The sequence below is a fragment of the Bacillus sp. AFS029637 genome, assembly GCF_002584985.1.
Classification (GTDB): Bacteria; Bacillota; Bacilli; order Bacillales; family Bacillaceae_G; genus Bacillus_A.
Genome location: NZ_NUPZ01000046.1, coordinates 1 through 25,781, shown reverse-complemented (window position 1 = coordinate 25,781; position 25,781 = coordinate 1). Strand labels below are relative to the sequence as shown.

Sequence of the window (25,781 nt, the reverse complement as noted above, 5' to 3'; positions counted from 1 at the left end):
TGTTCTGTAATTTTAAAGAAAAAGCATCGGCACATGCCAATGCTTTTTCTTTATCTCTTTTGATTCGGTTTGTGTGGTTCATTTGGAGTATGTGGTTTATTATTATCATGACCATTTGCTGTTTTCCAACTTACCGATAACTCTGGACTTGTTTTTTCTTCACTACGCTCTAATAATACAACTGCATTTTGAATCGTCGGTGTCCCTTTATGCGCAATTCCTTGTAGTTTCGTTAAATTGCCTGATACTTTAAAGCTAAATCCACCTGCTGGTGTTTGTTTCGGAATTAAAATGCGGAATTTCTCTCCCACATTAAATTCTGTTTTTGCTTCGCCTTTTTCATTTACAAACTTCGCGCCCTGCGGTGCACCTGTTGCCTGTACTTTATATGTTCCACTTTTCGCGTTAGTTTGTACTGTGTATAAACCTGTTTCAAAAAACTCATCTTTTAATACCGCTTGTTGTTCTTCTGTAGGCGTTACACTCATCGTAATTTCTTGTAATTCTTCACTAGCGTTTGCTTTTGCAACGATATCTTTCGTTACTTTTTCTACATTTTTATTACGGAAATCTAAATCGTTAATATCGATTTGTTTCAACGCATTCCACACCGCGAGCTGCGTTGCGTAATGTGCATCTCTCCAATCAGAAACACCTAATTCTTGCGGGCTCTTTTGTGGATATCCATTTAATAATACACGGTATACGTTAATATCCACTTTCCCCATTTCCGGTAAATCTTGACCGCTTGGAGATTTCAAATCTACATTTAAACAAAATGCAATTTTCCCATCTGCCGTTTTAATAAGCTCTGTTCGGATTGGTTTCTTCTTAGACTTACTATAACTCCAATCCATTTGATACTTTGTATGATCCATAACTTCTGCGAATGCCTTTTGAAGTGGGAATAACACAAATAAAACACTTAAAAACACAGCTAAAAGTTTGAACGATTGCTTTATATTCATATTTACAGCCCCTTAATAACAAACTTAATACTAAGTAGTATTTATTTAGAAACTATTTTTATGCACAAAAAAAGAGTGCTTTTACGCACTCTTTTTTCTTACCTTAATCTTAGAAATCGAAGTTATCAGGATCTGGACCAACGCGGTGATTTTCATTTAACGCATCGATTTTTTCCATATCTTCTTTCGTTAATTCAAAGTTAAACACATCAGCGTTTGCAACAATACGGTGTTCTTTCGTTGATTTTGGAATTGTGATTACTCCATTTTGAAGATCCCAACGTAAAATGACTTGCGCTGTTGTTTTATCATATTTAGTAGCAATTTCTTGTAATGTTTCATTATCTAATAGTTGACCTTGCATAAGTGGTGACCATGCTTCCATTTGAATACCTTGTTCTTTACAGAAAGCTTGTAATTCTTTTTGTGTTAAACGCGGGTGATATTCCACTTGGTTAATCATCGGTTTAATTTCCGCATCTTTCATTACATCTTGTAAGTGATGAATTTGGAAGTTACTTACACCAATTGCACGTACGCGTTTTTCTTTATAAAGTGTTTCTAACGCTCTCCATGTATCTTTATATTTTCCTTCTACAGGCCAATGAACAAGATATAAATCTAAATAATCTAGCTCTAATTTTTTTAAGCTCTCTTCATATGCAGCAAGTGTCGTTTCATATCCTTGATCCGCATTCCACACTTTTGAAGTAATAAATAAATCTTCGCGAGAAATTCCAGCTTCTTTTATACCTGCGCGAATTCCTTCACCTACCGCTTTTTCATTTCCGTAAATTGCAGCTGTATCGATGCTGCGGTATCCTGCTTTAATAGCCGATTTTACAGCCTCTACAAGTTCCGGTCCATCTTCTACTTTAAATACACCTAAACCGAACCAAGGCATTTCTACACCGTTATGCAATGTTGTTGTACTTTGTAAGTTTTTCATTTTATTTTCTCTCCTTTTATTTCACTTGATCTCTTTTTTCTAATGCCATGCTCCACGCCGTTAAAATAACAGCACCTGCTACCATAATGCCACCTACCCAAGCTGTATGAAGTAACCCTAACGAGTTCGTTACAATACCGCCTAAATAAGCACCGAGAGCGATTCCAGCGTTAAATGCTGCAATATTCATTGCTGATGCTACATCGACAGCACTCGGCACGAATCGTTCAGCTAATATAACGACATATACTTGTAATCCAGGAACATTCATAAATGCGAATAGTCCCATAAAAATAATCGTAATGAGCCCCACTACTTTAAATGGTGCTGTAAATGTTAGCACGAATAATACAATCGCTTGAATGAAAAACATATAAAATAATGCTCGAATTGGATTACGATTTGATAACTTACCACCGATCATATTCCCAATCGCAATTGCAATCCCGTACACTAACAAAATGATTGTAACGGTACTTGCTTTAAATCCGGTTACTTCTTGTAATAGCGGTGATAAATACGTAAACGTTACAAATGTTCCCCCGTATCCTAATGCAGTAATGATGAAAACAAGTAATAACCTTCCGTTCGTAATCAATTTGAACTGATCACGAAATGATACGGACGTACCTTTTTTCAAATTAGACGGGACTAATATACTATTTGCAATTAAAGCAACAATTCCAATTACAACAATTACCATAAAGGAAGCTCTCCAGCCAAATTGCTGACCAATAAACGTTCCAATTGGTACACCTGTGATCGTCGCAACCGTTAAACCAGTAAACATAAACGCAATTGCACTAGCTCGTTTATTCTCTGGTACAAGTGCGGCTGCAATCGTGGATCCGATCGACATAAAAACGCCGTGTGCGAAAGCAGATACAACTCTCGCGATAAGTAAAACAGTGAAACTTGTCGCCACAGCTGCAATTCCATTACCAATAATGAAAATAATCATAATCCACATTAATAACGTCTTTCGCGACATACTAGCTGTTAACGACGTTAACACTGGGGCGCCAAACGCTACCCCTAACGCATATAAAGAAACAGTTAAACCAGCTGTTGTGACAGAAACATGTAAATCTTCCGAAATGGATGGTAATAAACCCACACTTATAAATTCGGTCGTTCCTATTCCAAACGCACTAATAGCTAATGCTAACAAAGCAAACATACTTCTTCGATTCGTCTGAACCTCCGAAGATGATATTGTATATGAACTCAATTGAATTCCTCCTTATTACAAGAAATCCAATCATAATAGTGTGATAAAAAGGCCCTTTTATCTTCTAAAAAATATATTTACTCTCTACAAATGCTATTATGAATGGTTTCATTCCTTTTTGAAAGAACGCACTTTTAAGTACGATAGGCACCAAAAAGTAACATAGGCACTTTTTAGTACCGTACTACTCATTTGCCTCTTACGTATGCTATTATGAAACATATTCAACATAATAAAAAGTACGTACTTTAAAGTGCTATAGGCACTAAAAAGTAACATTTACATTATTTAGCTTCTTTCGTTGAAAAGTATAAATCCATATTCATCAAAGGAGATTTTTTATATGAAGAAATACAATATTCCTGTAGAAGCGACTTTAGAGGTTATCGGCGGAAAATGGAAAGTCGTAATCCTTTGCCACTTACAGAAAGGCACAAAAAGAACGAGTGAACTCAAACGTTTAATGCCTGGTATTACGCAGAAAATGTTAACTCAGCAATTACGTGAATTAGAAGAAGACGGAGTTATTCAAAGAAAGGTATACAACCAAGTACCCCCAAAAGTAGAATATTCTCTTACTGACTACGGCTGGTCTTTAGAAGCCATTCTTGATTCTCTTTGCACTTGGGGCGAATGCCATCTTGAAAAAGGCGGTAACACATCGATGCTTATGACAGAAGCTGAACAATAAGAAAAAGGAAAAAAAGAACAGTAATTTGTTCATTTTTTCCTTTTTTTCTTCATATATATGTACATTTCTCATTCAAACAAAATATTTTATGCGCTTTCATGCCTTGTCAGTACTAGGTTATGCACTTAATATCAAATAATTAGGAATCATTTTTATGTTAACATAGGTGTATATAGTATATAATATAAGATATATATTATATACACTTTCCGATAAAGGACCTTTCCATTATGCGGACAAGCCATGTATCGGACAGTTCATAAATAATAGGTAAGACGTTATGGTTTTAGATTTATGATTTCAGCTTATTTGTTATCATAAATTTAAAGGCATTTTATTGTGTTTTGTGAAACTTTGTATAAAGTTTCGTAAACGGTTACTATCTTACTTATCAAAAATAAGAGTATTGCTATCGTAAAGGAGAATTGGAGATGCCAGAAACTATGACTCAAACAAAGCCAGAACAAGAAACTGTACAAATTTCTGCTAGCCAAGGACAACTTGATGTACTTGATCAGTTGTTAAAACCTGAGGTACAAGAATCATTAACAACACTAGTAGAACAGCTTCCAAAATTAACTGAGCTTGTTAACATTTTAACTAAATCTTATGACTTCGCTCAAACTGTTGCTACTGATGAAGTATTAAAAAGCGACACTGTTGGTGCAATCACAGAGCTTGTAGAACCTGTAAAAGATACAGTGAAAAGCATGGCTGCGACTGCAATCGAAGCGAAAGATCGTGCTGACGAAAGTAATGAAGTTATCGGCCTATTCGGTCTATTGAAATTACTAAAAGATCCACAAGCACAAAAAATGTTCCGCTTTGTGAACGCATATCTTCAAATTAGTGCAGAACGCAACAATAAATAATTGAATTTATAACAACAATTAGTAAAGACGGGGGATATCATACTATGTCAAAACAAATTGTCATCTTAGGCGCTGGTTATGGCGGTCTTCTTGCCGCTTTAAACGTACGTAAATATTACAGCAAATCAGAAGCACAAGTTACAGTGATTAACCAATACCCAACACACCAAATCATCACTGAACTACACCGCCTTGCAGCTGGTAACGTTGCTGAGCAAGCAATTGCAATGCCACTTACAAAGCTTTTCAAAGGTAAAGACATCGATCTTAAAATCGCAACAGTTGAGTCATTCTCTGTTGATAGCAAAGAAATCAAACTAGCTGGCGGCACTACTTTATCTTACGATGCACTTGTAGTTGCTTTAGGAAGTAAAACTGCTTACTTCGGTATTCCAGGACTAGAAGAAAACAGCATGGTATTAAAATCTGCTGCTGATGCAAACAAAATCTACAAACACGTTGAAGACCGTATTCGTGAATACGCGAAAACGAAAAACGAAGCTGATGCTACAATCGTAATCGGTGGTGGCGGATTAACTGGCGTTGAGCTAGTTGGTGAGCTTGCTGACATTATGCCTAAACTTGCAAAAAGCCACGGCGTAAATCCAAAAGAAGTGAAACTTCTTCTTGTTGAAGCAGGTCCAAAAATCCTTCCAGTATTACCGGACCACTTAATCGAACGTGCAACTACTAGCTTAGAAGCACGCGGCGTTACATTCTTAACTGGTCTTCCTGTAACAAACGTTGCTGGCAATGAAATCGACTTAAAAGACGGTCAAAAACTTGTTGCTAACACATTCGTTTGGACAGGCGGCGTACAAGGTAACCCATTAATCGGTGAATCAGGTCTTGAAGTTAACCGTGGTCGTGCAACAGTTGATGCATACCTACAATCTACTTCTCACAAAGACGTATTCGTTGCTGGAGACAGCGCTGTTGTCTTCGCTCCAGACGGACGTCCATACCCACCAACTGCACAAATCGCTTGGCAAATGGGTGAGTTAATTGGATACAACTTATACGCAGCACTAGAAGGCAAAGCATTCGAAGAGTTCGCACCTGTAAACTCTGGAACACTTGCTAGTCTAGGACGTAAAGATGCTGTTGCTACAATCGGAGCAAGCAATACTCCACTTAAAGGCTTACCAGCATCATTAATGAAAGAAGCAAGTAACGTTCGTTACTTATCACACATTAAAGGTCTATTCAGCTTAGCTTACTAATCTGAATATAAGCCCGAATCATGCCCAGCATGGTTCGGGCTATTTTTATCCGTAATTTTCTCTAACTTATTTATTCGGCAGAAGAATACTATAATCCTCTATAATTATCAAAATATACTGACTCTTTTTAGTAGAAGCTGTCCCGTTTGGAACAGCTTCTATTGTCATTTTTTGTCGGTAAATCGATATATCGGGAACATCGCTGATATATTTTGACTTGCGGTCGATATATTTTAAAAATCGCCGATATAATTCGAGTTACGGTCGATATATTCGAAAAATCGCCGATATAATTTTTCGATTGTATTCGTTATCCTAGCTTCACTAAACTGTAGTTCTTCTTCCCTTTACGGATAATAATAAATCTTCCATCAAATGAATTTTCTACAGTTACATCCGTACCAACATCTGTTACTTTTTCACCATTCATAGAAATCGCGCCATTATTAATGTCTTCACGTGCTTGTCGTCTAGATGGTTCAATTCCTAAATCAACTAGCCACTCTACGATGTTTTTCTTCTCTTTTGAAGACTCGAATGTTGGCATCTCTTTAAAACCTTGTTCAATTTCATCAGCTGTTAACGTTTTAATATCTCCGCTAAATAACGCTGCTGTAATTTTCACAGCCTGCAGGAACGCTTCTTCACCATGAACGAACTTCGTCATTTCTTCTGCTAATACCTTTTGCGCTTCACGTTTATGAGGCTCTGCTTCTACCTTTGCTGCTAATTCATCAATGCGCTCTTTCGTTAAGAACGTAAAGTATTTCAAGTATTTCACCACATCACGATCATCTGTATTTACCCAGAACTGGTAAAATTCAAACGGTGTTGTTTTTTCAGGATCAAGCCAAACCGCACCGCCTGCTGATTTACCAAACTTCGTACCATCTGATTTTAATAATAACGGAATTGTTAGTCCAAATACTTTCGCCTCATGACCTTCTAACTTACGAATTAAATCTAAACCGCTCGTAATATTTCCCCATTGGTCACTACCACCAATTTGTAGTTGAACATCTTCTTTCGTGTATAAATGATGGAAATCCATCGCCTGCAAGATTTGGTACGTGAATTCAGTGAAAGAAATTCCCGTATCTAAACGACTTGCGACAATATCCTTCGCTAACATGCTATTAACGCTAAAGTTTTTCCCGTAATCACGTAAAAACTCGATAATGTTGATTTCATGTGTCCAGTCGTAGTTATTTACCATCTTCACTTCGCTATTCCCACCGAAATCAAATAGCTTTTTCATTTGCGCTGTTAACGCATCCACATTATGCTGAACGACTTCTAACGTTTGAAGCTGGCGCTCTGATTGACGTCCACTTGGATCACCAATTGTTCCAGTTGCTCCGCCAATTAAAATAACAGGATGATGGCCAGCTAACTGGAATCTCTTCATCATCATAAACGGAATCAAATGCCCAATATGCATACTATCACCAGTCGGATCAACTCCGCAGTATAGTGAAATCTTTTTCTCTTCTACTAGCTTACGTAAACCTTCTTCATCTGTCTGCTGATTCACAGCACCGCGCCATTCTAATTCATCAATAATATTCATGTTTTGTCATCCCCTTTATTTTTTCAAACAAAAAAGTCCCTATGTCTACGATAGACATAGGGACGATTATTCACCGTGTTACCACCCAGTTTGCATAAATAGCATAGCTACTCATACCACTCTTAGCAATAATATCGATTGCCAATCCGCTTAGCATTACCTAAGATACTCCAGAGTGTAATTCACAAGTTTGTTTGTGCTAGGTTCCAGCAACCCCTAGCTCTCTCGTTAACAGTGACAAACTGCTACTGGGCTCTTTCAACGTATGTTATTTGTTAAATTATTAGCCATTATATTGAATTAAAAACAAATTGTCAATAATCACCAAATATTATTTTAAAATAATTCGCATCTTCATACGTATTCCTTTATTACTTATCTTCTCCAATAATCCTTACTTCTCGCTCTAACTTCACGCCAAATTTCTCTTCAACTGTTTTTTGTACGAAGTGAATTAAATCGATGTAATCTTGTGCCGTTCCGTTATCAACATTCACCATAAATCCAGCATGTTTTAAAGAAACTTCCACTCCACCAATTCGCTTACCCTGTAGTCCTGATTCTTGAATCAATTTACCAGCAAAGTTGTTTGGTGGGCGCTTAAATACGCTACCACATGAAGGATATTCTAGAGGCTGTTTTGATTCACGCTTAAACGTTAAATCATCCATTTTCTCTTTAATTTCTTCACGTACACCTTCTTCAAGTTCAAACTTCGCTTCAAGAATAATGTAATGATTGTTCGCAAATACACTCTTACGATATCCAAATGCAAATTCATCTTTCGTTAAAGTACATAAGTCTCCATCACCCGTCATTACGACAGCTTCTGTTAACACAAACGATACTTCACCGCCGTAAGCACCAGCATTCATATATAATGCTCCGCCAACTGAACCTGGAATACCACAAGCAAACTCAAGACCTGTTAAATTGTGATCTAATGCAATGCGTGATACATCAATAATTGCTGCACCGCACTGTGCTACAATCGTCGTTCCTGTTACAGTAACACCTGTAATATGAATTAAACTTACTGTAATCCCTCGAATACCACCGTCTTTAATAATGACATTCGAACCGTTTCCTAAAAACGTAACTGGAATATTATATTGGTTAGCATATTTAATAACTTCTTGAATTTCATCATAATTCGTAGGCGCAACAAACACATCTGCTTTTCCGCCAACTTTAATATGCGTATGATTCTTTAACATTTCATCTTGTTTCACATGACCTTCAGGCAATACCGTACTTAAATATTCATAAACCTCTTGCATATTCATTTTACGATTCCTCTATTTCTATATTCTTTTTATCCCGTTATACGGGCCCATAATATCCCCACATACATGAACGAACCTAAAGTGGTGGATACAGTGTACCCAAAATCAATTCGAGACACCTATAAACCTCTTAATTTATAAGAGGTGCCACTCATATTAAAATATATATTGCATAATAAAGCAACCCAAATGGGCTACTAAACTTGACATGTCATCAGAAAGACAACAATTTGTAAAATATATTACTTTTTCAAAACACTATCCCTCAGTATCTTACTATACCATATGAAAAGAAAGTGGTATTTTTTTGTAATCTCTACTTTATCTTCTTCAACAAAAAAAAGAGGACATCCCACGGTGGAATGCACTCTTTTTTCGTTGCTTTACTTATCGTTCTCTTCTTTTTCCTTGTCAAACCATAATAGTTCGTCATCATCAACTTCACCGTTATAGTTGATTAAAATTTCTTCTCCAGCTTTTATATCCTTATAAGCGAAAAAGTTAAACGTATGATTCTCGAAGACAATTTCATACGTTGCATTCGGATTATATGCATGATTAAATAACATGCCGTATCCTAACAGAAATGCCGTATGATTTACCCCATACTCAAATGCGTAGTCAGCAAGTAACGTTTTCTCAATGTGTTCATGTTGTTCATTCGGATAAGAGATAACTGGTGCTGAGTGAATCAACTCACCCTTTTTAATATCACGAGTTGCAAATACACCTCTATTAAATTCTCCATCACTAAGTTCAGAAGTCTTAACTTCGATCATATAAGTCACCTATATAATTCTTTCTTTGAAGTATTTTTCTCCTTAAGCTTGGCAGAAAACGATGAGAAAAGCAATTAAATTCCTACCAAATGTAAAAGGAGCACATTATTTGTGCTCCTTTACAGTCATATTATTTTTCTAAAATCTCTTCTAGCAACTTGATTCACTTCATTACTTCAACTTAAATACCGCACTCACTGGGTTATGATCACTATTTTCAAACTTCAAATCTTTCCCTTGTACATTTACAATCTCAACATTCGGTGAAACGACGAAGCCATCAATAATCGTGACAAAATTTTCACCTTCTACATATTTCTTCACATCATCTCTCACAGTCATAACAGACGGATCTACAGCCCACTGGAATCCTCCGTCAGTAAAATCTTTCGGCAACTCTACTAACCATTCCGGGCGCTCCTTCACAAACCTCGGATCGCTTAATTGAACATCAGAAAGTAATTGATTCCAATCTCCACCCATTATTACGTAATCGCCATTTTGATAATGCTTGTTCATATATTCCTTTAAATATTCTACTTGCTGCTTTCTAATTTTTCCGCCTTCATCATAAGCAGACAAATGTAAGTTTACGAGTCTAACAAATTTCCCGTTATTAACCGGGATTTTATACTCAACAATCGCTCGGTCCAAATCAAATAAACGTTTTGGCCAAGGCTCCATACCTGGTAATTGGAACTGTGTCGCCTTTTGAACTGTATATTTAGAAAACGTACTTAGTCCAGCCTCAGCATATCCCATTGGACTTGTTACTGGCACCGGAACCCATTTTGTATCGTAATTCTTTCCAAATGACGAAGAATACTCAGATAGTCCATTTTTCAACAATTCATGTTCATTTACATCGAATGATCGAAGTGATTTTATATCAACTTCTTGTAATAACGTAAAATCACTATTCTCATTTTGCAAGAAAGAAAGCATCTTCTTTAAGTTCACTTCAGTCTGTTCTTTACTACTTGAACCAGAACCTTTTCCGCCATCCATAAAGAAGTCTTGCCCCTTATCTAATCCAGCATAGCCAATATTGAATGTCGTAACTTTAAACTCATTTCCTTGCTCTAATACGCGTTCCTTATTATTTTCCACCTTCAAACTTATAACATCAGCCGGCTGTTCTTTTGTAAGTGTCATATATCCTAAAAACCCACCTAAAATGCCCACTCCTATTAAAATAAATATAAGTATTACCTTTAAAAATTTCTTCAAATAAACGACTCCTTTTCTAAAAACACAACTCGTTTTTCTTTATTTTCAGTTAATTAAAATAAAATAGCAGACGTAAGAAATATTTTATCATAATTAAAATTGCACATCACCACATTTTGGTTATTAATAATAAACCTACTTCAAAATTCCCATTGAAATTTAACATCAATATTTAGTACACTATATGTAATAATCATAGGTGATGGAGTTCGCCATAACCGCTACTGAGCTAATGACTCCTACCAGTATACTTGCTGGTAGGAGTCTATTTTTTTGAACAAACTATGAAAGAGGTGAGGAAATTGATTTATATTATCGTTGGCATAGCCGGTATATTAGGAGCTCTTTCCCGTTATTATGTAGGGCTTACTATTCATACATTTTGGCATCATTCATTTCCGTTAGCTACATTACTTATTAACTTAGCTGGCTGCTTCTTATTAGCCTGGCTAACTACTTATATCGCTCGGCTGAACATCTTACCCTCTGAGGTGATTACAGGCATCGGGACTGGATTCATCGGTTCCTTTACGACGTTTTCAACGTTCAGTGTAGAAACCGTACAATTAATCAATCATTCTGAATGGAGCACAGCTTTCCTATATGTATCATGTAGCATGCTGGGTGGCCTCATTATGTCTGGTCTTGGCTATACACTAGGTGATTTCTTAATTAAGAAACGCCTTACGGAAGGTGATTTCTCATGATGGAGGCTTTATTAGTAGCAACTGGAGGTTTCTTCGGCGCCATTACACGATTTGCCATTAGCAATTGGTTTAAAAAAAGAAATACAACTTCCTTTCCAATCGCCACGTTTCTTGTGAATATAACGGGAGCCTTTTTACTCGGATATATAATTGGAGCGGGAATAACCACAGATTGGCAACTTCTACTAGGTACTGGTTTTATGGGTGCTTTTACTACATTTTCAACGTTTAAATTAGAGACATTCCAGCTTCTCAATCGTAAAAAATTTGGCATACTATTGATATATTTAAGCGCTACTTATATGATTGGCATCATCTTCGCATTCCTCGGGATGAAGTTAGGTGGAATATAAAAAAGCGACTCTTTTACAGGTCGCTTTCTTTCATAAGAAGTATCTCTCGCCATACAAAATTAAAAATAAACGGGCTGGATATACGTTGCTGTAGTGAACCACTTTCGTAACTTCACTACAACTCATCCTTTTCATATTCTAAAATATCGCCAGGCTGACACTCTAACACTTCACATATCTTCTCTAAAGTCGAAAACTTAATCGCTTTCGCTTTTCCGTTTTTCAAAATAGAGACATTTGCCATCGTAATTCCTAACTTGCCAGATAGCTCTGTCACACTCATTTTCCGCTTCGCTAACATTACATCAAGATTTACTATAATCGCCATAACAGAGCACCTCAAATCGTTAAGTCGTTATCTTCTTGTATATCACTCGCTTTCCTAACTAAATGAGAAAGTAAAGAAGTGAAAATGGATATAACAACTGAGAAAAATAAAATAAGTAATAGAATCACTACAATACTCGTATGATAATTCCCTACTATAGAAATATACAATAATGCTCCAATATATAAAATACCTTCCATCATCGATAAAATGCTAATTGCCTTTAATCTCTTCGCATTTTGTAAAGTAAATGCTTCATCTACAGCAATATCTGAACATATTTTCCACCCTAAAAATAAGGAAATAAAATATGGAATTCCTGTAATACAAATAAACGTACAAAAAAACGGCAAATGTGATCACTCGCCGCTTATATATATTTACTTATTCCCTTTTAAGTTTAATCGAATAAATGTAAATGAACCTGTCACTATAGCCATAAAGAATAGCAAATAACTTACTGGTACTAAGAAAAAGTAAGGCTCCATTAGCATACCATTCTCCGCTACTGTACTATTCGAACCATGTATCGATAAGCAAATAACTCCAAGCACGATTAACATAATAGATACTATATATTTTTTCATAAGACATTCTCCTCTATACGTAAAATTCCTCTTCACTAACTACCATCATAATAACGATATATATATTATAAGTCAATTATTTTTTATTGTTTTACAATAAATAAATATCATTTCAAATAAAAAAAGCGTTTATAAAGTTAATACTTTATAAACGCTTTTTTTCTAAATATTGCTTCTGAAACATGCACATTCTTATTGCATTATGATACGTGCCATCTACGAAGAATTCATCTTGTAGCTCGCCTTCTACTATAAATCCAACCTTTCTATAAACATGCACAGCTTTTTCATTCTCTTTATCGACAACTAAATATATTTTATGCATATTTAATACCGAAAAAGCGTAATCCATCGCTAAACGCGTTGCATCAGCTGCATATCCGTGACCTTGATAACTCGGATCAATAATAATTTGGAATTCCGTTCTTCGGTGAATATAATCGATTTCTACTAACTCGACCAATCCAACCATTTCATTATCTTTCTCAACGATAAATCGGCGTTCACTTTGATCGTGTATATGTTTATCGTACAAGTCCTGCAATTCTACAAAGGCCTCATACGGCTCTTCAAACCAATACGACATAATATGTGCATTATTATTAAGTTCATGTACAAACTTTAAATCTTCCCGTTCTAAAGGACGTAACTTCAATTCCTGACTCATTTCTATAACCTCCAAGTAAAAGAAACCTCTTCACTTAATTTCTCAATTTTTTTCAATTTCAAACGCCCTACTTACATTGTAAACTTTCAAGCAACTTGAAGGTCAAGACATAAAAAAGTAGCACAAACAAAAGTCCGCACTACTACTCTTTTCTCAAATCTCTCAAATTTGATATGTATAAAGCAATAACTAAAACAAGAATGGAACCTGCATATAACAACGTCTCAAACGGTTCATCATGCGACACAATAATTAATCGAATTAAAGCCGTAATCCCGATATAAATAAAATAGCGTAACGGAAAATGGTAATTCGATTTAAAATACTTAATAATTAATGCGATGAACTCAAAGTACAAGAAGTAAACAATGATACTTTCCACTAACTTATAAGATGTATACTTCTTCGCTGAAAATATGTATTGAATAAATGTGATTGTCTCATTAATTAAAAAGATAGATAAGACAATGGATAGTATGATTAGTGCTATATTTAATATCCATTGTAAAACGCTAGCGATAAAATGATCAATATTGAATGATTTCATTTTCTCATTAAACTCCCCTTCGTATAAGTGCGTATTTATTATAGCAAAATTATACTTACAGAAGTGTTAAATCATATATGATCGTCCTCTTTCACTATCACTTCGCCTTTCAAGCTCTTTCAATTGCTCGGTAAGCATCTTTTGTGTAATACCAGTTACCAACTTTTTTAACTCACCCGTTCTTGTCGGTCCACTTGTTAAATGATGTAAAATGTGGGATTTCCACTTTCCTCCGATCACATCCAAAACGACTTCAATTCTATTGTTATACTCTTTTTTCATACTGAACTCCTTCTGTATTTTGACAGGCACTTTCTCGTGCCTATGTCACGGAAAATTGCGTACTTTTCATAGTACCTGTACTATACCATAATGATGCATGTAAGCAACTTAGTGGAGGTATTTTAAAATGAAAAAAGAAAGGATAAATAGCTTATTCTTTCTTTTTTTCCATTCCCCGACATTTTTTCTCAAAAGTTTTGCACTACAATCGATTAGCTCTATTAGCAATTACATTATTGTTAGCGGCTTTCCTTTTTTCTTTACAATGCATTTTTTGATTACTCGTAGGCGCTACAGCAAGCTAGCGATTTTTTTATAAATATGAACATTTTTTAGGAATTAGTTTATCTTTTTTTAATGTTTTATTTAGAGGCAGTTTATAGTCGGGTATTAACATAAGAAACGTAGTAATTACATTCAGGAAGACGAACTATTTAAAATCACAAAATAAGGAGACGATAAAAATGAACAAAAAAACAAAAGTACTATCATCCATACTGCTCGGATTCACATTAGCATTAACAGGGTGTGCTGGTACTAAAGCTGAAGAAAATCATAGTAAACAAGAACAAGTTGCTAAAGAAACAAAAAAGGAAAATAAATTAACTAAAGGGCAAAAAATGGCTAATATTCTTAGCGAGACAAATTGGCAAGGTACACGAGTGTATGACAAAGATAAGAATGACTTAACAAAAGAGAATACAAACTTCATTGGTCTTGCAAAATATGATGCGAAGTCAGGCAGATATGAATTTTTTGATGCTAAAACAGGTGCAAGTCGTGGTGATAAAGGAACTTTCTTTGTCACAAATGATGGGAAGAAAAGAATATTAATTTCAGAATCAATGAAGTATCAAGCTGTTGTTGACATGACAAAATTAAATAAAAATATATTTACTTATAAACGAATGGGGAAAGACGCTAACGGTAAAGATGTAGAAGTTTTTGTTGAACATGTTCCATATAAAGAAAAAGAACTTTCTTTCACTGATCCGGACAAGCAGCTGAACACGACTACAGGCGATATTGTTAAAAACGTTGATGGAGATAAAATTTTAGGCAGCACCCTTTGGCACGGAACAAAGGTATTAGATGAAGCTGGTAACGATGTAACACAGTTTAATTCAAATTTTATAAGTCTAGCAAAATTTGATGACAAATCTAATAAATATGAGTTCTTCAATAGCGAAACAGGTCAAAGCCGCGGTGATTATGGCTACTTCGATGTTGTACACGAAAATAAAATAAGAGCCCATGTTTCAATTGGAAATAATAAATATGGTGCTGCTCTTGAACTTACTGAATTAAATAAGAATAAATTTACGTATAAAAGAACTGGTAAAGACCAAGCTGGTAAGGATATAACTATATTCGTTGAACATGAACCTTATAAAGGGGATATGAAACCACAATTTAGCTTTTAAAAACGTTTGATTAAAGATCCTGTACTGAGTTGCAGGATCTTTCTTATTAAGCAAGAGAACGAAAAGACGAAAAACATGTAGCTTTTCGTCTTCACAATATTCATACATGTCATTACAATTGTAGCAATCCAGCTTTGGAAAGAATAAAATTTGTGACTAAGTAAAAAAGCGCCCTACTTATAGGGCGCTTTTTTATACTTAATGACTAATACTAGCTGTTGGGTATAATGTTGTTCCTCCAATTGAAACTTTTATTTCATTTGTTAATGGAACGTTTTGTTCATTAATAATTGTTCTCCACCATTCCCATGCAAGACCTGTACATTCTCTTGCTACAATTTTTATATTTTTTGAATTTGGTGGAAGAGGGATAACTGTAGAGTAATGAGCCGTTTTGTCTTTTCCGCTACCATCCCATGTTTTATGTGTTAATACTTCGTTACCCTTTTGGTCAAATGTGAACTCATCCCAAGATACATCAAATTGAGCAACGTAAGCACCGTAATGATCAAGTGTCATTTTAGCACTTGAATATTCTGTAGTTGTCGTCTCAATATAATCTGTATTGTTATGAACAGCAGCAGTTGCATTATCTTTTAAGAAAGTACTTGTATATGAAATTGGGTATGCTGGATTTTTAAGACTTAATTCAGCATTATCTTTAATGATATTTCGGATTTCATTGAAATCTTTAGTAACAACCTTGTTATGCTCTTTCGCATCTCCACCTAATACTACAGCAGTAAAGGTACTTTCCTCAAAAATATCTTTATACTGTCCACTTGTTTCAACGCTGTTATCCTTAAGTAAGGCTTTAAAAGCAGCTTGTACATCTTTGCTCTTAGATGTTGTTTCTAATTTTACATAAATCGTTCTACCATAAGCTACATTTGAAACCATAACAGGTGGAGCCGAATTACTTACGCCTTTTCGAGTTAACTCACCAAAAGTAACACTATTATCAAAAAGGTCGGATGGATTGTTAGGTAGTTCAGCACTTACCGTATAAAATATTTGCTTATATGCGGCAACCATCACTTTTTTCTCTCCATTTGCAACCGCATTAAAATCAATGTTTAGACTGTTATCAAGATATTTAGCGTTAACATTAAGAGCACTTGCGATTTGTGATTTACTATAAACCATAGATTCCGTATACTGCATTCTTGCAGGTAACGTATGTGTTGTAGAATACTTTTCATTCCAAGTAGATACTAAATCATCTACTGCTCCAGCTACATTACCATATGTCGGATTTTGGACAGTGATTGTATTTTCTTTTCTCATGCCCGGTAAGTCTATACTAATATTCAAAGGCTTTCTCTTAGCCACTAATAAACTTGGTTGATTGTCTGCAAAAGCTTTATTTGCAAGTTGTACAGCTCCTGGATACGTGCGATTCACTACAGAATCAATAATTGAAATATCGACTGGTGACGTTGTAAGTGATTTTTTCTCGCGTTCCACTACTACAAATTTACCATTTGAATTGATACTTTCTTTCGGAACAAAACTCTCTACTTTATCACCATTTACAGCTAAAACCTCTTGATTATTATATTTAAGATTTGCTATACCAGTATCAATGCCACTAGCATTTTTGGTTACATCAGTTGTATTACTTGCTTGTGTTTCTGCGAAGGAAATAGATGAATAATTAATAGTGCATAGACTAACTAATAAACATGCAAGGAACTTTCTTCTTTTAGTGTTTTTCTTAATATTCAGAAAAATCACCCCGTTCTTTTTTTTAGTAAAATATTATAATGATTGATAAATGATAGCTAACTAATAAACTTACATAAATGCTTTTAATAGTTCTTGAATTAACGGGATTACGCCACCTACAAATTTTAAAACTGCCATTGCGATTTCCATATTATTTCCTCCTTTTTATTGCTACGAAAATGTGATTTATCTTTATGCCCTCATTATAGTGACCCCTTACACTTTTATCAATACACTCTGATATGCAATATTACATATAAAAAACAAGCTGAATTCTTTTAAAAAGTTATACAGAGATATTTTTTCCGCTTGGTAGATACTTAAAAAGGTGAAACATTCTTTTGCACTTTATGAGTAATCACATAAAAAAAGCTGCTGCCTATAAAATACAGACAGCAGCTACAGTATACATGTTGTAACTAATAAACAGCGATTGGACCATAAGGACCATCGATAATTTCTATTTTTGTTTCAAAAATATCTGTCAAAAGTGTTGGGTCCATAACTTCTTCTACTGTTCCAAAAGCAGCAATTTGTCCGTCTTTCATAGCACAAATTTTATCAGAGTATTTGGCTGCAAAATTTATGTCATGCATAACAGTCAAAATTGTTCTTCCAAATTCATTAGCAGCACGTCTCAAATGCTCCATCATTTGAACAGAACGAGCAACATCAAGGTTGTTTAGAGGCTCGTCCAAAAGTACATATTCCGTCTCTTGGCACAATACCATCGCTACATATGCCCTTTGTCTTTGACCACCAGAAAGCTCATCTAAATATCTATTCTCTAAACTAGTTAAATCTAGAAAATCGATATACTTAGAAATAATAACCTCATCCTCTTTAGTCAATCTTCCCTTTGAATAAGGAAAGCGCCCAAATCCAACTAGTTGTCTAATAGTAAGCCTAGTTACAAAATGATTTTCTTGTCGCAATATCGTCAAAACTTTTGCTAAGTCTTTTGATTTGGATTCAGAAACATCCATATTTGCTACCTGAATTTGACCTTCATCCATATCTAAAAGTCTTCCAATCATCAAAAGTGTCGTAGACTTTCCAGCGCCATTTGGTCCAATTAAAGAAGTAAAGCCCGCTTTTGGTATTTCAATATCCAAAGGTCCTATTTTTACCTTATCAGTATAGAACTTTTTAACATTATCAATTTTTATCATAAAGCCCTCTTCCTTAAAACTATAATTAAAAATGTGATTCCACCAAATAATTCAATAATAACTGAAACTACACCTTGAGCATGGAATACATGATACATTAAAAAGTATGCACTCGTCAGTATCAAAAATCCTATTGCAAAAGCCATTGGAAAAATATATCTATGATCATACGTTGACGCCGCCTGATAGCTCAAAGTTGCTACTAAAAAGCCGTAGAAAGTAAGTGGTCCAATTAGAGCTGTTGAAATGGACATTAAAATAGCTACTAATACAAGCGTATAAATTACACTAGGTTGATATTTAATTCCAAAAGAAGTAGCAACATCCTTTCCTAGTGATAAAACATTCAAATTTTTAGAATGAGCAAAAATTAATACCGCTACAATTATGATCATAGGAATTACAATAGGAAAATATGCAGGATCGGCATGATTAACAGAGCCAAATAATCTTGCTTGTAAAATATCAAATTCTGAAGGCGCAAGTAGTTTCCTCATGAAAGTTGACACAGAATTTAGCCCGGTACCAATAATAATTCCAACTAAAAGCATAAGTTGTAAATTCCCGTATTTACCGGAAAGTAACCATCCATAAAGTATCAAACTCATGAAAACCATAACAACAACTTGGAATAAAAATGATCCGATTCCATTAAAATTTAGTAATACACTAGCACCAAAGAAGAATATTGTACTCGTTTGAATCGCTGAATAAAGTGATTCGAAACCTAAAAGCGAAGGCGTAATAATTTTATTATTCGTAATAGATTGGAAAGCAACTGTCGACAAGCTATGGCAAACTGCAGCAATAATCATTGCAACAAGAGCTACTATCCTTCTCTTAACAACTGGGATAAAAGACGGTGAATCTATCGGAACTGGATTGTTATAAACTAAAAGTCCATATGAAGAAAGAAGGCCTAAACCAATCAATGTGATCAGTAAAATCCAATAACGTCTTGCTTCCTTCTTAGAACGAAAAGCACTAGCTGATCTACTTTCATTATGAAGGCTAGAATCGATTTCGACATTTTCTTTATTTTTATATTCTAATGTGATCATCGTAGCCTCCTTGGTTTTCTTTTTCTCAATAAAATAGTAATAAACACGACTGCTCCCACTGTTGCAAGTATTAAAGAAACAGGTACTTCAAAAGGTTTTATAATTGTTCGAGAAATGATGTCACAGGCAGTTATTGTCCCCATTCCGATCACACACACCCAAGGTAAATTACTCCTAAGATCATCACCTCTAAACATGGAAACAATATTTGGCACAATTAATCCCAAGAAAGGTAAGTGTCCAATAACAGCTGCAACAATTCCAACTGCAACAGAGATAAGAGCAGTTCCAAAAAGCACAATTCTATTGTAATTAACTCCAAGGCTTGTTGCGACATCTTCTCCTAGTCCAGCTAAAGTCAATCTATTGGCATACATAAAAATAAGCAAAGTAATGATAACAATCAGCCATAAATATTCATATCTTCCCACCTGAATGTTAGCAAATGAACCTACAAACCAAGTTTCAATACTTTGCGTCATTTGAAAAAGAAGTCCCATAAAAGTAGACACTGCAGAAATAACTGCTCCAAGCATCAATCCAATAATCGGGACAATTAAAGACGAACGAAGCTTAACTCTTCTTAAAAATAGAAAGAAAATCATAGTTCCTATAAAAGAAAAAATGATTGCACCAGTCATTCTTTGAACTAAGGTCGGGGCAGGAAATAATAAATACACAAAAAGCAGGCCTAAGCCTGACCATTCAATTGTACCCGTTGTAGTAGGTTCAACAAAGCGATTCTGTGTAATTAGTTGCATGACGAGTCCTGCCATCGCCATCGCAGCTCCAGTAAGCATTAATGCAGCTGTTCTCGGAACACGAGTTATGAAAAACATCTCTATTCCGTCCTCTTGTCCACGTATATCATAAACTCCAGTAAACAGTGATATAATCCCTAAAATTATTACAACTATAATCGCTATTATAAAAGGTTTTGTCCATAATTTATTGTGATTATAAAACTGGGGTTGAGAAATATTCTCAACCCTAGAAATTATATTTTTTGACACTGTTTCGTACTCCTTTACACTACTTAGCTAAAGTTTTTGCAATATTTCCAAATAACTCTATGTAAGTTTGAATTGATTCATTTGTGTAAGTATCTTCTGGTGCATAAATAACTTGGTTTTTAGAAACAGCAGTTGTGTTTTGAAGAGCAGGTGATTTAGAAATAACATCCTTAGCAGGTGTTGAAGTAGCTGCATCAGACGTTGCAGCATCACGATCTAATACGAAAATCCAATCAGGATTTGTTTGTGCAATAGCTTCAACAGAAACGTCGTCACCTTTATGACCTGCAGTAGAATTCGAAACTTCTAATGCTGGAACCCAACCGAAAATTTCATACATTGGTCCCCAAACACGACCAGAATGTGGAGCAGCAAAACCAATATTACCACCAGTAACGATAACACTCATAACTTTATCTTTTCCGTTATAAGCAGATTTTGCATTTTCAATAGATTTATCAAAATCAGCCACTAATTTTTTTGCTTCTTTATCTTTATCAAAGATTTTTCCTAAAGTCATTGTAGAATCTTTAAGTCCTTTTACTAAGTTTTCTCCAGGCTTAGTAGCTTTCTCAGAAACATCAACGTTAAGATCAATAACTGCTGCATTTGGTACTAATTTTTTGATTTCTTCGTAATGATCAGCAAATCTTTGACCAACGATTACAAGGTCAGGGTTTGCTGCTGCAATAATTTCAAGATTTGGCTCGCGATGATTTCCAATATTTTGAACTGAATCGTCCTTTTTATATGCTGAATCTGCAGGCATTATATCCTTCGGAGCAGCCGCTAATTTAATTCCCCAATCAGCTAAAGTTTCAAACGTTCTATTATCCAAAGCAACTACACTCTTTGGATTTACAGGAACTTTAACCTTTCCATGTGCATCAGTGATTTCAATCGTTTTTGGCTTATCACTACTATTACCTTTAGTAGCCTTCGAAGTTTCTTTACCTGAATCTGAGCAAGCTACTAACATTAAAGTGAAAATTGCTAGAATACTCAACAATTTTAAAAGCATAGATTTTTTCATACATATACTCCTTATAATGTGATTTATTTCGAAAATGATGCCGTCCCTAGATTGAATTAAATAGTAACTACTATTCACCCAAATCAATATTGATAATCATTTTCATTTGAATATCCTGTTAATTAGTATAATCATTAATTCTGTGAAAATCTTGTGAATGGTGTGAGTTAATAGAATTAAGCATAATTTGTATTCAAAAAGGAATATATGCCGTCTGGCTTGTTAATTAACCTTTAGAAAATACATGAGAGAAGTATTTTTTTATGTTTTCCATCTCTTTCATATTTCTCATAAACTATTTGACTAGCAAATTTAATAGAAAAAACGAGTAAANNTTTACTCGTTTTTTCTATTATTCTAGGTATTGATTATTATGATAAACTGTACTTTACCTATTATCATTCAATCATTGAATAGCCCCTGCCATGTATCGTTTGAATATATCTGTCTTTCTTCTCGCACTTTAATTTTTTTCTTACATACCCAATATATAAATCCACTACATTTGGATTTACTACTACGTTATGTCCCCAAACCTGGTTCAAAAGCATTTCACGGCTCAATATTGTATTTTTATTCTTGATTAAAAATACAAGTAAATCATACTCACGCTTAGTAAGCGCGAGATTTTCACCATCTTTTTTTACGATATTGCTAGATGCATCAACAAAGAGATCTTTAAACCGCAAAAAGTTTGTCTCATTTTGCTGGATACAGTCGCTTCTCCTTAAAATCGCTTGAACCCTTGCTACTAATTCTTCTTTCACAAATGGTTTTCTTATATAATCATCCGCTCCCGCTTGTAACCCCGCTATGCAATCTTTGCTAGAAATATTGTCGGTCACAATAATTATCGGTGTCGTTTTAACGAGTCGTATTTGTTTACAAATTTCTGGTCCAGATATACTTAACGAATCCCAATCCAATATGATAATATCCCAATTTTGTTCATATATTATATTTAAACCTTGGTTTTCATTGTGAAGTTTTAAAATGAAATAGCCTTCTTGCGTTAGACCGCTTACGATTTTCTTTGCTGAAGACCGTTCATTTTTAATCACCAACACCTGCTTCACCGATGATTCACCTCTACTTCAATATAACTTATTTAGATAAAAAATTATCCCGAAAAAATAATTTGAAATTTATAAATATTAAACTCCTAAAAAAACCATTATAACAGCTTATTAGGAGAACTCTATATAATCTTACAATAGATATGGGTGAAAATACAAAATATATGAAAATTTAAATAAAGTGAAATTTTCATAACCACTCACCAATCGGGCGTTTACGAACAGCCGAGCTTCCACCTAACTTCTTTGCTTCAGCCGAATTTTGAGGTGGGGGGGGTTCTGCCCGGCAAATAGCGTGATAAATATTATTTAATCATTAAGGGGTAGCTATAGTATCTACCTACTTATCGTCAATAACTATTTCTTCATTTTCTATTTCAGGGGTACCACCCATCCCCATCAACTTAAGCATTTTATAAAATCTCCAAAACAAAAAACGGTATCCTTCTTATTTTAAGACTAAATTTAATAGAGTTTAAGGCCGATCTTCTATAATGTAAGTTAACTGATAGTGAAAAAACTAGGTGTAAAATAAAGTGAAACTTTAATCAGTGGGGATTTTCTTCATCCCCCACTGATTATTAGCCTTCACCAATCGGACTTTTATGGGCAGCCCGACCCCCACCTAAATTCTTTGCTTTCGCTGAATTTTGAGGTGGGGGTCTTACTGCCCATTAAAGCAGGATAAATTTTTAAAAGGATCATCACTTTATTGATGATCCTTTTCCATTGCTTACTGATACATTGTTAAATCATACTTCCTCCCTTTATTCTCACCGACATACGGGATTTCAAGTAATTGAAGTATGCGTTTCATAATTGAACTTGATTGGATATTTAGAAATTCTTTCAACTTACTATTGGTAGCCACGGTTTCAATAAGAAGTGCATAATCTTGTAAAGCACACTTATGTGCATCCTTAGATAAAGTATTACATTTCGAGCAATGCCACCCTTTTTTCACTTTAACCATTGGTATAGAGGTACATTCCTCACACAGTACCCCCTTTAACAATTCTTCTTTTTTCATTTGATATTTCTCAAGGACATTTTGTTGCAATGGTGAATGCTCCATCATCATTCGCTGAATAAGTTCATTTATATTATATATAGGTTTTTTCTTATATTTACTTTCTAGCCACTTTATTTTATGAGGTAAATTAGCACTATGAATGATTTTATTAGAGAGGTTATCATCTGAAGATTTAATAACGGTACGCGGCGTACTAATAACAACGAAGGATTCAATTGGGAATTTAGAAAATCCGTATAACCTTAACCATTTCTGAAGCTGTAATTCCTGTCTTTTCACTTGCAAAATTGGATCTGGAAACCCTTCTGACTTTTCTTCGGATATTCGAATGAGCTGATTAAATGTTGAGTCAAAAAGTAGTGTACCTACTATATTCTTTATTTCTAGAAATAGAAGAAAGCACGAGGAAATGATGATGGTATCAATTTGAAAGTAATGATTTTGATCAAATAAACGAATGTCATGTAAAATGCTATAACCTCGCTCAGGGAGAAAACTTAATGGATAATCAACAGCTCGTTCCCCTTTATAACCTGCCTTATATTTCGCTATATTTTCAGCGATTATATTCCGTTTTGGATGATGAACAGGCAATCTTCTGAGTAGCGCTTCTAGTTGGCGTAAATAAATCGGCATTCTCCGTTCTTTCACAATCATTTTATCACTCCTCTAGAAATATATCGGCGATTTTTCCAATATATCGACCACAACTTCAATTATATCGGCGATTTTTTCATTATATCGACCGCAACTTCAATTATATCGGCGATTCGACATAGAATATCGACCGCTCGACAAAACACGACATCACCCCACCTCCCAAAACAGCATACCACCCGAAACCCACTACCAGCAAAACATGAAAATCCTATTTTCCTGCAAACAAAAAGAACCATAACCTCGCCAATCTGGCAAAGTTATGGTTCATATCATACAAAATAAAAAACCACCAAATATGTATTGGTGGAGACGGTGGGAGTCGAACCCACGTCCAAAAATATCGGCACTTAAGCTTCTACGAGTGTAGTCGATATATTAGCATTTCGCGAACTCTTCGGCCTATCGACAGGCTTCCAAGTTGCTAGTCTGGTTGTTCTCTTCCTTTGTCCTCAGACGGCGAACTCCGGCGTAGTCCACTTAGTTTGAGTCCCTTACCCTACCACATGGACGATGGAGGGAGGAACCTTTAGTGCAATTAAGCAGCTAAAGAAAGATTGTTTTGTTTGCCAATTATAGGCTTTGACGTTTTAACGAGGCCGATCCCCTCGACTCGCAACCTAAGCTCGAACTATCCCTGTCGAATCCGTAACGTCCCCATGATAGAAATGGAGCATACGAAGAAATATCGTGATAGCTACTAAGAGCTGTTTTTCAATGTGCAACAACCTTACATAAGTTATTATATCATACGCGCGCCGTTTTACAAATGTAAATATTTGTATTACATCTTTTGACGATCACGGAACGCGCGTGCAATTTCACGTTTAGCTTCTTTCTCTTTTAAATCGTGACGTTTATCGTATTGCTTCTTACCTTTTGCTAAACCAAGTGCCATCTTTGCAAATCCATTTTTCAAATAGATTCTAAGTGGAACTAATGCGTAACCTGTTTCTTTTGCAGCCCCCGCTAGCTTATCAATTTCTTTTTTATGAAGAAGTAATTTTCTCGTACGAAGCGGATCATGATTGAAACGATTCCCTTGCTCGTATGTATTAATATGCATATTATGAACCCATACTTCACCATTATGTACACGTGCAAACGCATCTTTCAAGTTTACGCGTCCAGCGCGAATCGACTTAATTTCCGTTCCTTGAAGGACAAGCCCTGCTTCATATGTTTCTTCGATGAAATAATCATGAAATGCTTTTTTATTTTGTGCAATAACCTTACCTGTACCTTTTGGCATACAACGTCCCTCCTCTATTTTTACTATTGTAACAAATGTTATTAAAAAGCGAAAGTGGCTCG

The 25,781-nt window shown here is 35.1% G+C and carries 26 protein-coding genes, 1 other RNA gene, 1 pseudogene, 1 riboswitch and 1 other annotated feature; of the genes and pseudogenes, 6 read left to right on the top strand and 22 right to left on the bottom strand.

Annotation, left to right across the window (positions count from 1 at the left end; genetic code table 11):
• Positions 1 to 50: 50 nt before the first annotated feature.
• The 3 genes from COE49_RS25020 to COE49_RS25010 form a co-directional block, all read right to left on the bottom strand.
• Positions 51 to 968, bottom strand: a complete 918-nt coding sequence (locus COE49_RS25020) for a thioester domain-containing protein (RefSeq protein WP_088232063.1) — start codon at positions 966 to 968, stop codon at positions 51 to 53.
• 109 nt (positions 969 to 1,077) lie between these two features.
• Positions 1,078 to 1,917: an aldo/keto reductase gene (locus COE49_RS25015; RefSeq protein WP_088232062.1), complete on the bottom strand. Its 840-nt coding sequence runs from the start codon at positions 1,915 to 1,917 to the stop codon at positions 1,078 to 1,080.
• 16 nt (positions 1,918 to 1,933) lie between these two features.
• Positions 1,934 to 3,097, bottom strand: a complete 1,164-nt coding sequence (locus tag COE49_RS25010) for an MFS transporter (protein WP_170933781.1) — start codon at positions 3,095 to 3,097, stop codon at positions 1,934 to 1,936.
• A gap of 394 nt (positions 3,098 to 3,491) precedes the next feature.
• Between COE49_RS25010 and COE49_RS25005 the strand changes: the two genes are divergently transcribed.
• The 3 genes from COE49_RS25005 to COE49_RS24995 all read left to right on the top strand — a co-directional run bounded on the left by COE49_RS25005 (position 3,492) and on the right by COE49_RS24995 (position 5,934).
• Positions 3,492 to 3,839: a winged helix-turn-helix transcriptional regulator gene (locus tag COE49_RS25005; protein WP_088232060.1), complete on the top strand. Its 348-nt coding sequence runs from the start codon at positions 3,492 to 3,494 to the stop codon at positions 3,837 to 3,839.
• A 431-nt stretch (positions 3,840 to 4,270) separates the two neighbouring features.
• On the top strand, positions 4,271 to 4,711 hold the full coding sequence (locus COE49_RS25000; protein WP_001115309.1) for a DUF1641 domain-containing protein: 441 nt from the start codon (positions 4,271 to 4,273) through the stop codon (positions 4,709 to 4,711).
• Between the two features lie 44 nt (positions 4,712 to 4,755).
• Complete coding sequence (locus COE49_RS24995) at positions 4,756 to 5,934, top strand: NAD(P)/FAD-dependent oxidoreductase (protein WP_000043194.1); 1,179 nt, start codon at positions 4,756 to 4,758, stop codon at positions 5,932 to 5,934.
• A gap of 310 nt (positions 5,935 to 6,244) precedes the next feature.
• On the opposite strand, the gene tyrS is transcribed toward COE49_RS24995, so the two are convergent.
• The 4 genes from tyrS to COE49_RS24975 all read right to left on the bottom strand — a co-directional run bounded on the left by tyrS (position 6,245) and on the right by COE49_RS24975 (position 10,799).
• Positions 6,245 to 7,504, bottom strand: a complete 1,260-nt coding sequence (gene tyrS / locus COE49_RS24990; RefSeq protein WP_088232059.1) for a tyrosine--tRNA ligase — start codon at positions 7,502 to 7,504, stop codon at positions 6,245 to 6,247.
• Positions 7,505 to 7,559: 55 nt separating this feature from the next.
• Positions 7,560 to 7,775 (bottom strand) — a binding site (T-box leader).
• 100 nt (positions 7,776 to 7,875) lie between these two features.
• On the bottom strand, positions 7,876 to 8,790 hold the full coding sequence (murB, locus tag COE49_RS24985) for a UDP-N-acetylmuramate dehydrogenase (RefSeq protein WP_088232058.1): 915 nt from the start codon (positions 8,788 to 8,790) through the stop codon (positions 7,876 to 7,878).
• A gap of 383 nt (positions 8,791 to 9,173) precedes the next feature.
• Positions 9,174 to 9,569 carry an SET domain-containing protein gene (locus COE49_RS24980; RefSeq protein WP_140417443.1) on the bottom strand — a complete coding sequence of 132 codons (396 nt, stop codon included), beginning with the start codon at positions 9,567 to 9,569 and terminating at the stop codon, positions 9,174 to 9,176.
• A gap of 171 nt (positions 9,570 to 9,740) precedes the next feature.
• Positions 9,741 to 10,799, bottom strand: coding sequence for an endonuclease/exonuclease/phosphatase family protein (locus COE49_RS24975; protein ID WP_088232056.1), 1,059 nt, complete (start codon positions 10,797 to 10,799; stop codon positions 9,741 to 9,743).
• A gap of 189 nt (positions 10,800 to 10,988) precedes the next feature.
• Positions 10,989 to 11,048: riboswitch (Fluoride riboswitch) on the top strand.
• Between the two features lie 53 nt (positions 11,049 to 11,101).
• Between COE49_RS24975 and crcB (COE49_RS24970) the strand changes: the two genes are divergently transcribed.
• Both crcB (COE49_RS24970) and crcB (COE49_RS24965) read left to right on the top strand, forming a co-directional pair.
• Positions 11,102 to 11,506: a fluoride efflux transporter CrcB gene (gene crcB, locus COE49_RS24970; protein ID WP_170933778.1), complete on the top strand. Its 405-nt coding sequence runs from the start codon at positions 11,102 to 11,104 to the stop codon at positions 11,504 to 11,506.
• A complete protein-coding gene (crcB, locus tag COE49_RS24965; protein ID WP_088232055.1) occupies positions 11,503 to 11,859 on the top strand; it encodes a fluoride efflux transporter CrcB in 357 nt (118 codons plus the stop codon). The genes crcB (COE49_RS24970) and crcB (COE49_RS24965) overlap by 4 nt, the downstream gene beginning before the upstream one ends.
• Positions 11,860 to 11,974: 115 nt before the next feature.
• Here the strand turns inward: crcB (COE49_RS24965) and COE49_RS24960 are convergent, their stop codons facing one another.
• The 6 genes and pseudogenes from COE49_RS24960 to COE49_RS24935 all read right to left on the bottom strand — a co-directional run.
• Positions 11,975 to 12,187 (bottom strand): helix-turn-helix domain-containing protein, encoded by a 213-nt coding sequence (locus tag COE49_RS24960; RefSeq protein ID WP_088232054.1) that lies wholly within the window; start codon positions 12,185 to 12,187, stop codon positions 11,975 to 11,977.
• Positions 12,188 to 12,198: 11 nt separating this feature from the next.
• Entirely contained in the window at positions 12,199 to 12,540 is a 342-nt protein-coding gene (locus tag COE49_RS24955) for a DUF2975 domain-containing protein (protein ID WP_088232053.1), read from the bottom strand.
• Positions 12,541 to 12,567: 27 nt separating this feature from the next.
• A complete protein-coding gene (locus tag COE49_RS24950) occupies positions 12,568 to 12,774 on the bottom strand; it encodes a DUF3955 domain-containing protein (protein ID WP_088232052.1) in 207 nt (68 codons plus the stop codon).
• 145 nt (positions 12,775 to 12,919) lie between these two features.
• Positions 12,920 to 13,441 carry a spermidine N1-acetyltransferase gene (gene speG, locus COE49_RS24945; protein WP_088232051.1) on the bottom strand — a complete coding sequence of 174 codons (522 nt, stop codon included), beginning with the start codon at positions 13,439 to 13,441 and terminating at the stop codon, positions 12,920 to 12,922.
• 142 nt (positions 13,442 to 13,583) lie between these two features.
• Positions 13,584 to 13,988 (bottom strand): phosphate-starvation-inducible protein PsiE, encoded by a 405-nt coding sequence (gene psiE, locus COE49_RS24940; RefSeq protein WP_088232050.1) that lies wholly within the window; start codon positions 13,986 to 13,988, stop codon positions 13,584 to 13,586.
• Between the two features lie 105 nt (positions 13,989 to 14,093).
• A pseudogene (locus COE49_RS24935) lies at positions 14,094 to 14,270 on the bottom strand (winged helix-turn-helix transcriptional regulator); the annotation flags it as partial.
• A gap of 464 nt (positions 14,271 to 14,734) precedes the next feature.
• Here COE49_RS24935 and COE49_RS24930 point away from each other — a divergent pair.
• Positions 14,735 to 15,694: a DUF4822 domain-containing protein gene (locus tag COE49_RS24930; protein ID WP_088232049.1), complete on the top strand. Its 960-nt coding sequence runs from the start codon at positions 14,735 to 14,737 to the stop codon at positions 15,692 to 15,694.
• Positions 15,695 to 15,892: 198 nt separating this feature from the next.
• On the opposite strand, the gene alo is transcribed toward COE49_RS24930, so the two are convergent.
• From alo to smpB, 9 genes are all read right to left on the bottom strand, one after another.
• Positions 15,893 to 17,431, bottom strand: coding sequence for an anthrolysin O/cereolysin O family cholesterol-dependent cytolysin Alo (gene alo / locus COE49_RS24925; RefSeq protein WP_088232048.1), 1,539 nt, complete (start codon positions 17,429 to 17,431; stop codon positions 15,893 to 15,895).
• Positions 17,432 to 17,841: 410 nt separating this feature from the next.
• Positions 17,842 to 18,594, bottom strand: coding sequence for an iron ABC transporter ATP-binding protein (locus COE49_RS24915; RefSeq protein WP_098253455.1), 753 nt, complete (start codon positions 18,592 to 18,594; stop codon positions 17,842 to 17,844).
• On the bottom strand, positions 18,591 to 19,655 hold the full coding sequence (locus tag COE49_RS24910; protein ID WP_098253454.1) for an iron chelate uptake ABC transporter family permease subunit: 1,065 nt from the start codon (positions 19,653 to 19,655) through the stop codon (positions 18,591 to 18,593). The genes COE49_RS24915 and COE49_RS24910 overlap by 4 nt, the downstream gene beginning before the upstream one ends.
• A complete protein-coding gene (locus COE49_RS24905; protein WP_098253453.1) occupies positions 19,652 to 20,668 on the bottom strand; it encodes an ABC transporter permease in 1,017 nt (338 codons plus the stop codon). Before COE49_RS24905 ends, COE49_RS24910 begins: the two co-directional genes overlap by 4 nt.
• Before the next feature lie 19 nt (positions 20,669 to 20,687).
• On the bottom strand, positions 20,688 to 21,701 hold the full coding sequence (locus COE49_RS24900; protein ID WP_098253452.1) for a siderophore ABC transporter substrate-binding protein: 1,014 nt from the start codon (positions 21,699 to 21,701) through the stop codon (positions 20,688 to 20,690).
• A 398-nt stretch (positions 21,702 to 22,099) separates the two neighbouring features.
• Positions 22,100 to 22,777 (bottom strand): response regulator transcription factor, encoded by a 678-nt coding sequence (locus COE49_RS24895; protein WP_088232043.1) that lies wholly within the window; start codon positions 22,775 to 22,777, stop codon positions 22,100 to 22,102.
• Positions 22,778 to 23,510: 733 nt separating this feature from the next.
• Complete coding sequence (locus COE49_RS24885) at positions 23,511 to 24,467, bottom strand: nuclease-related domain-containing protein (protein WP_088232042.1); 957 nt, start codon at positions 24,465 to 24,467, stop codon at positions 23,511 to 23,513.
• A gap of 304 nt (positions 24,468 to 24,771) precedes the next feature.
• Positions 24,772 to 25,126: a transfer-messenger RNA gene (ssrA, locus tag COE49_RS24880) on the bottom strand.
• A 125-nt stretch (positions 25,127 to 25,251) separates the two neighbouring features.
• Positions 25,252 to 25,719, bottom strand: a complete 468-nt coding sequence (gene smpB / locus COE49_RS24875; protein ID WP_001123919.1) for an SsrA-binding protein — start codon at positions 25,717 to 25,719, stop codon at positions 25,252 to 25,254.
• Positions 25,720 to 25,781 lie beyond the last annotated feature (62 nt).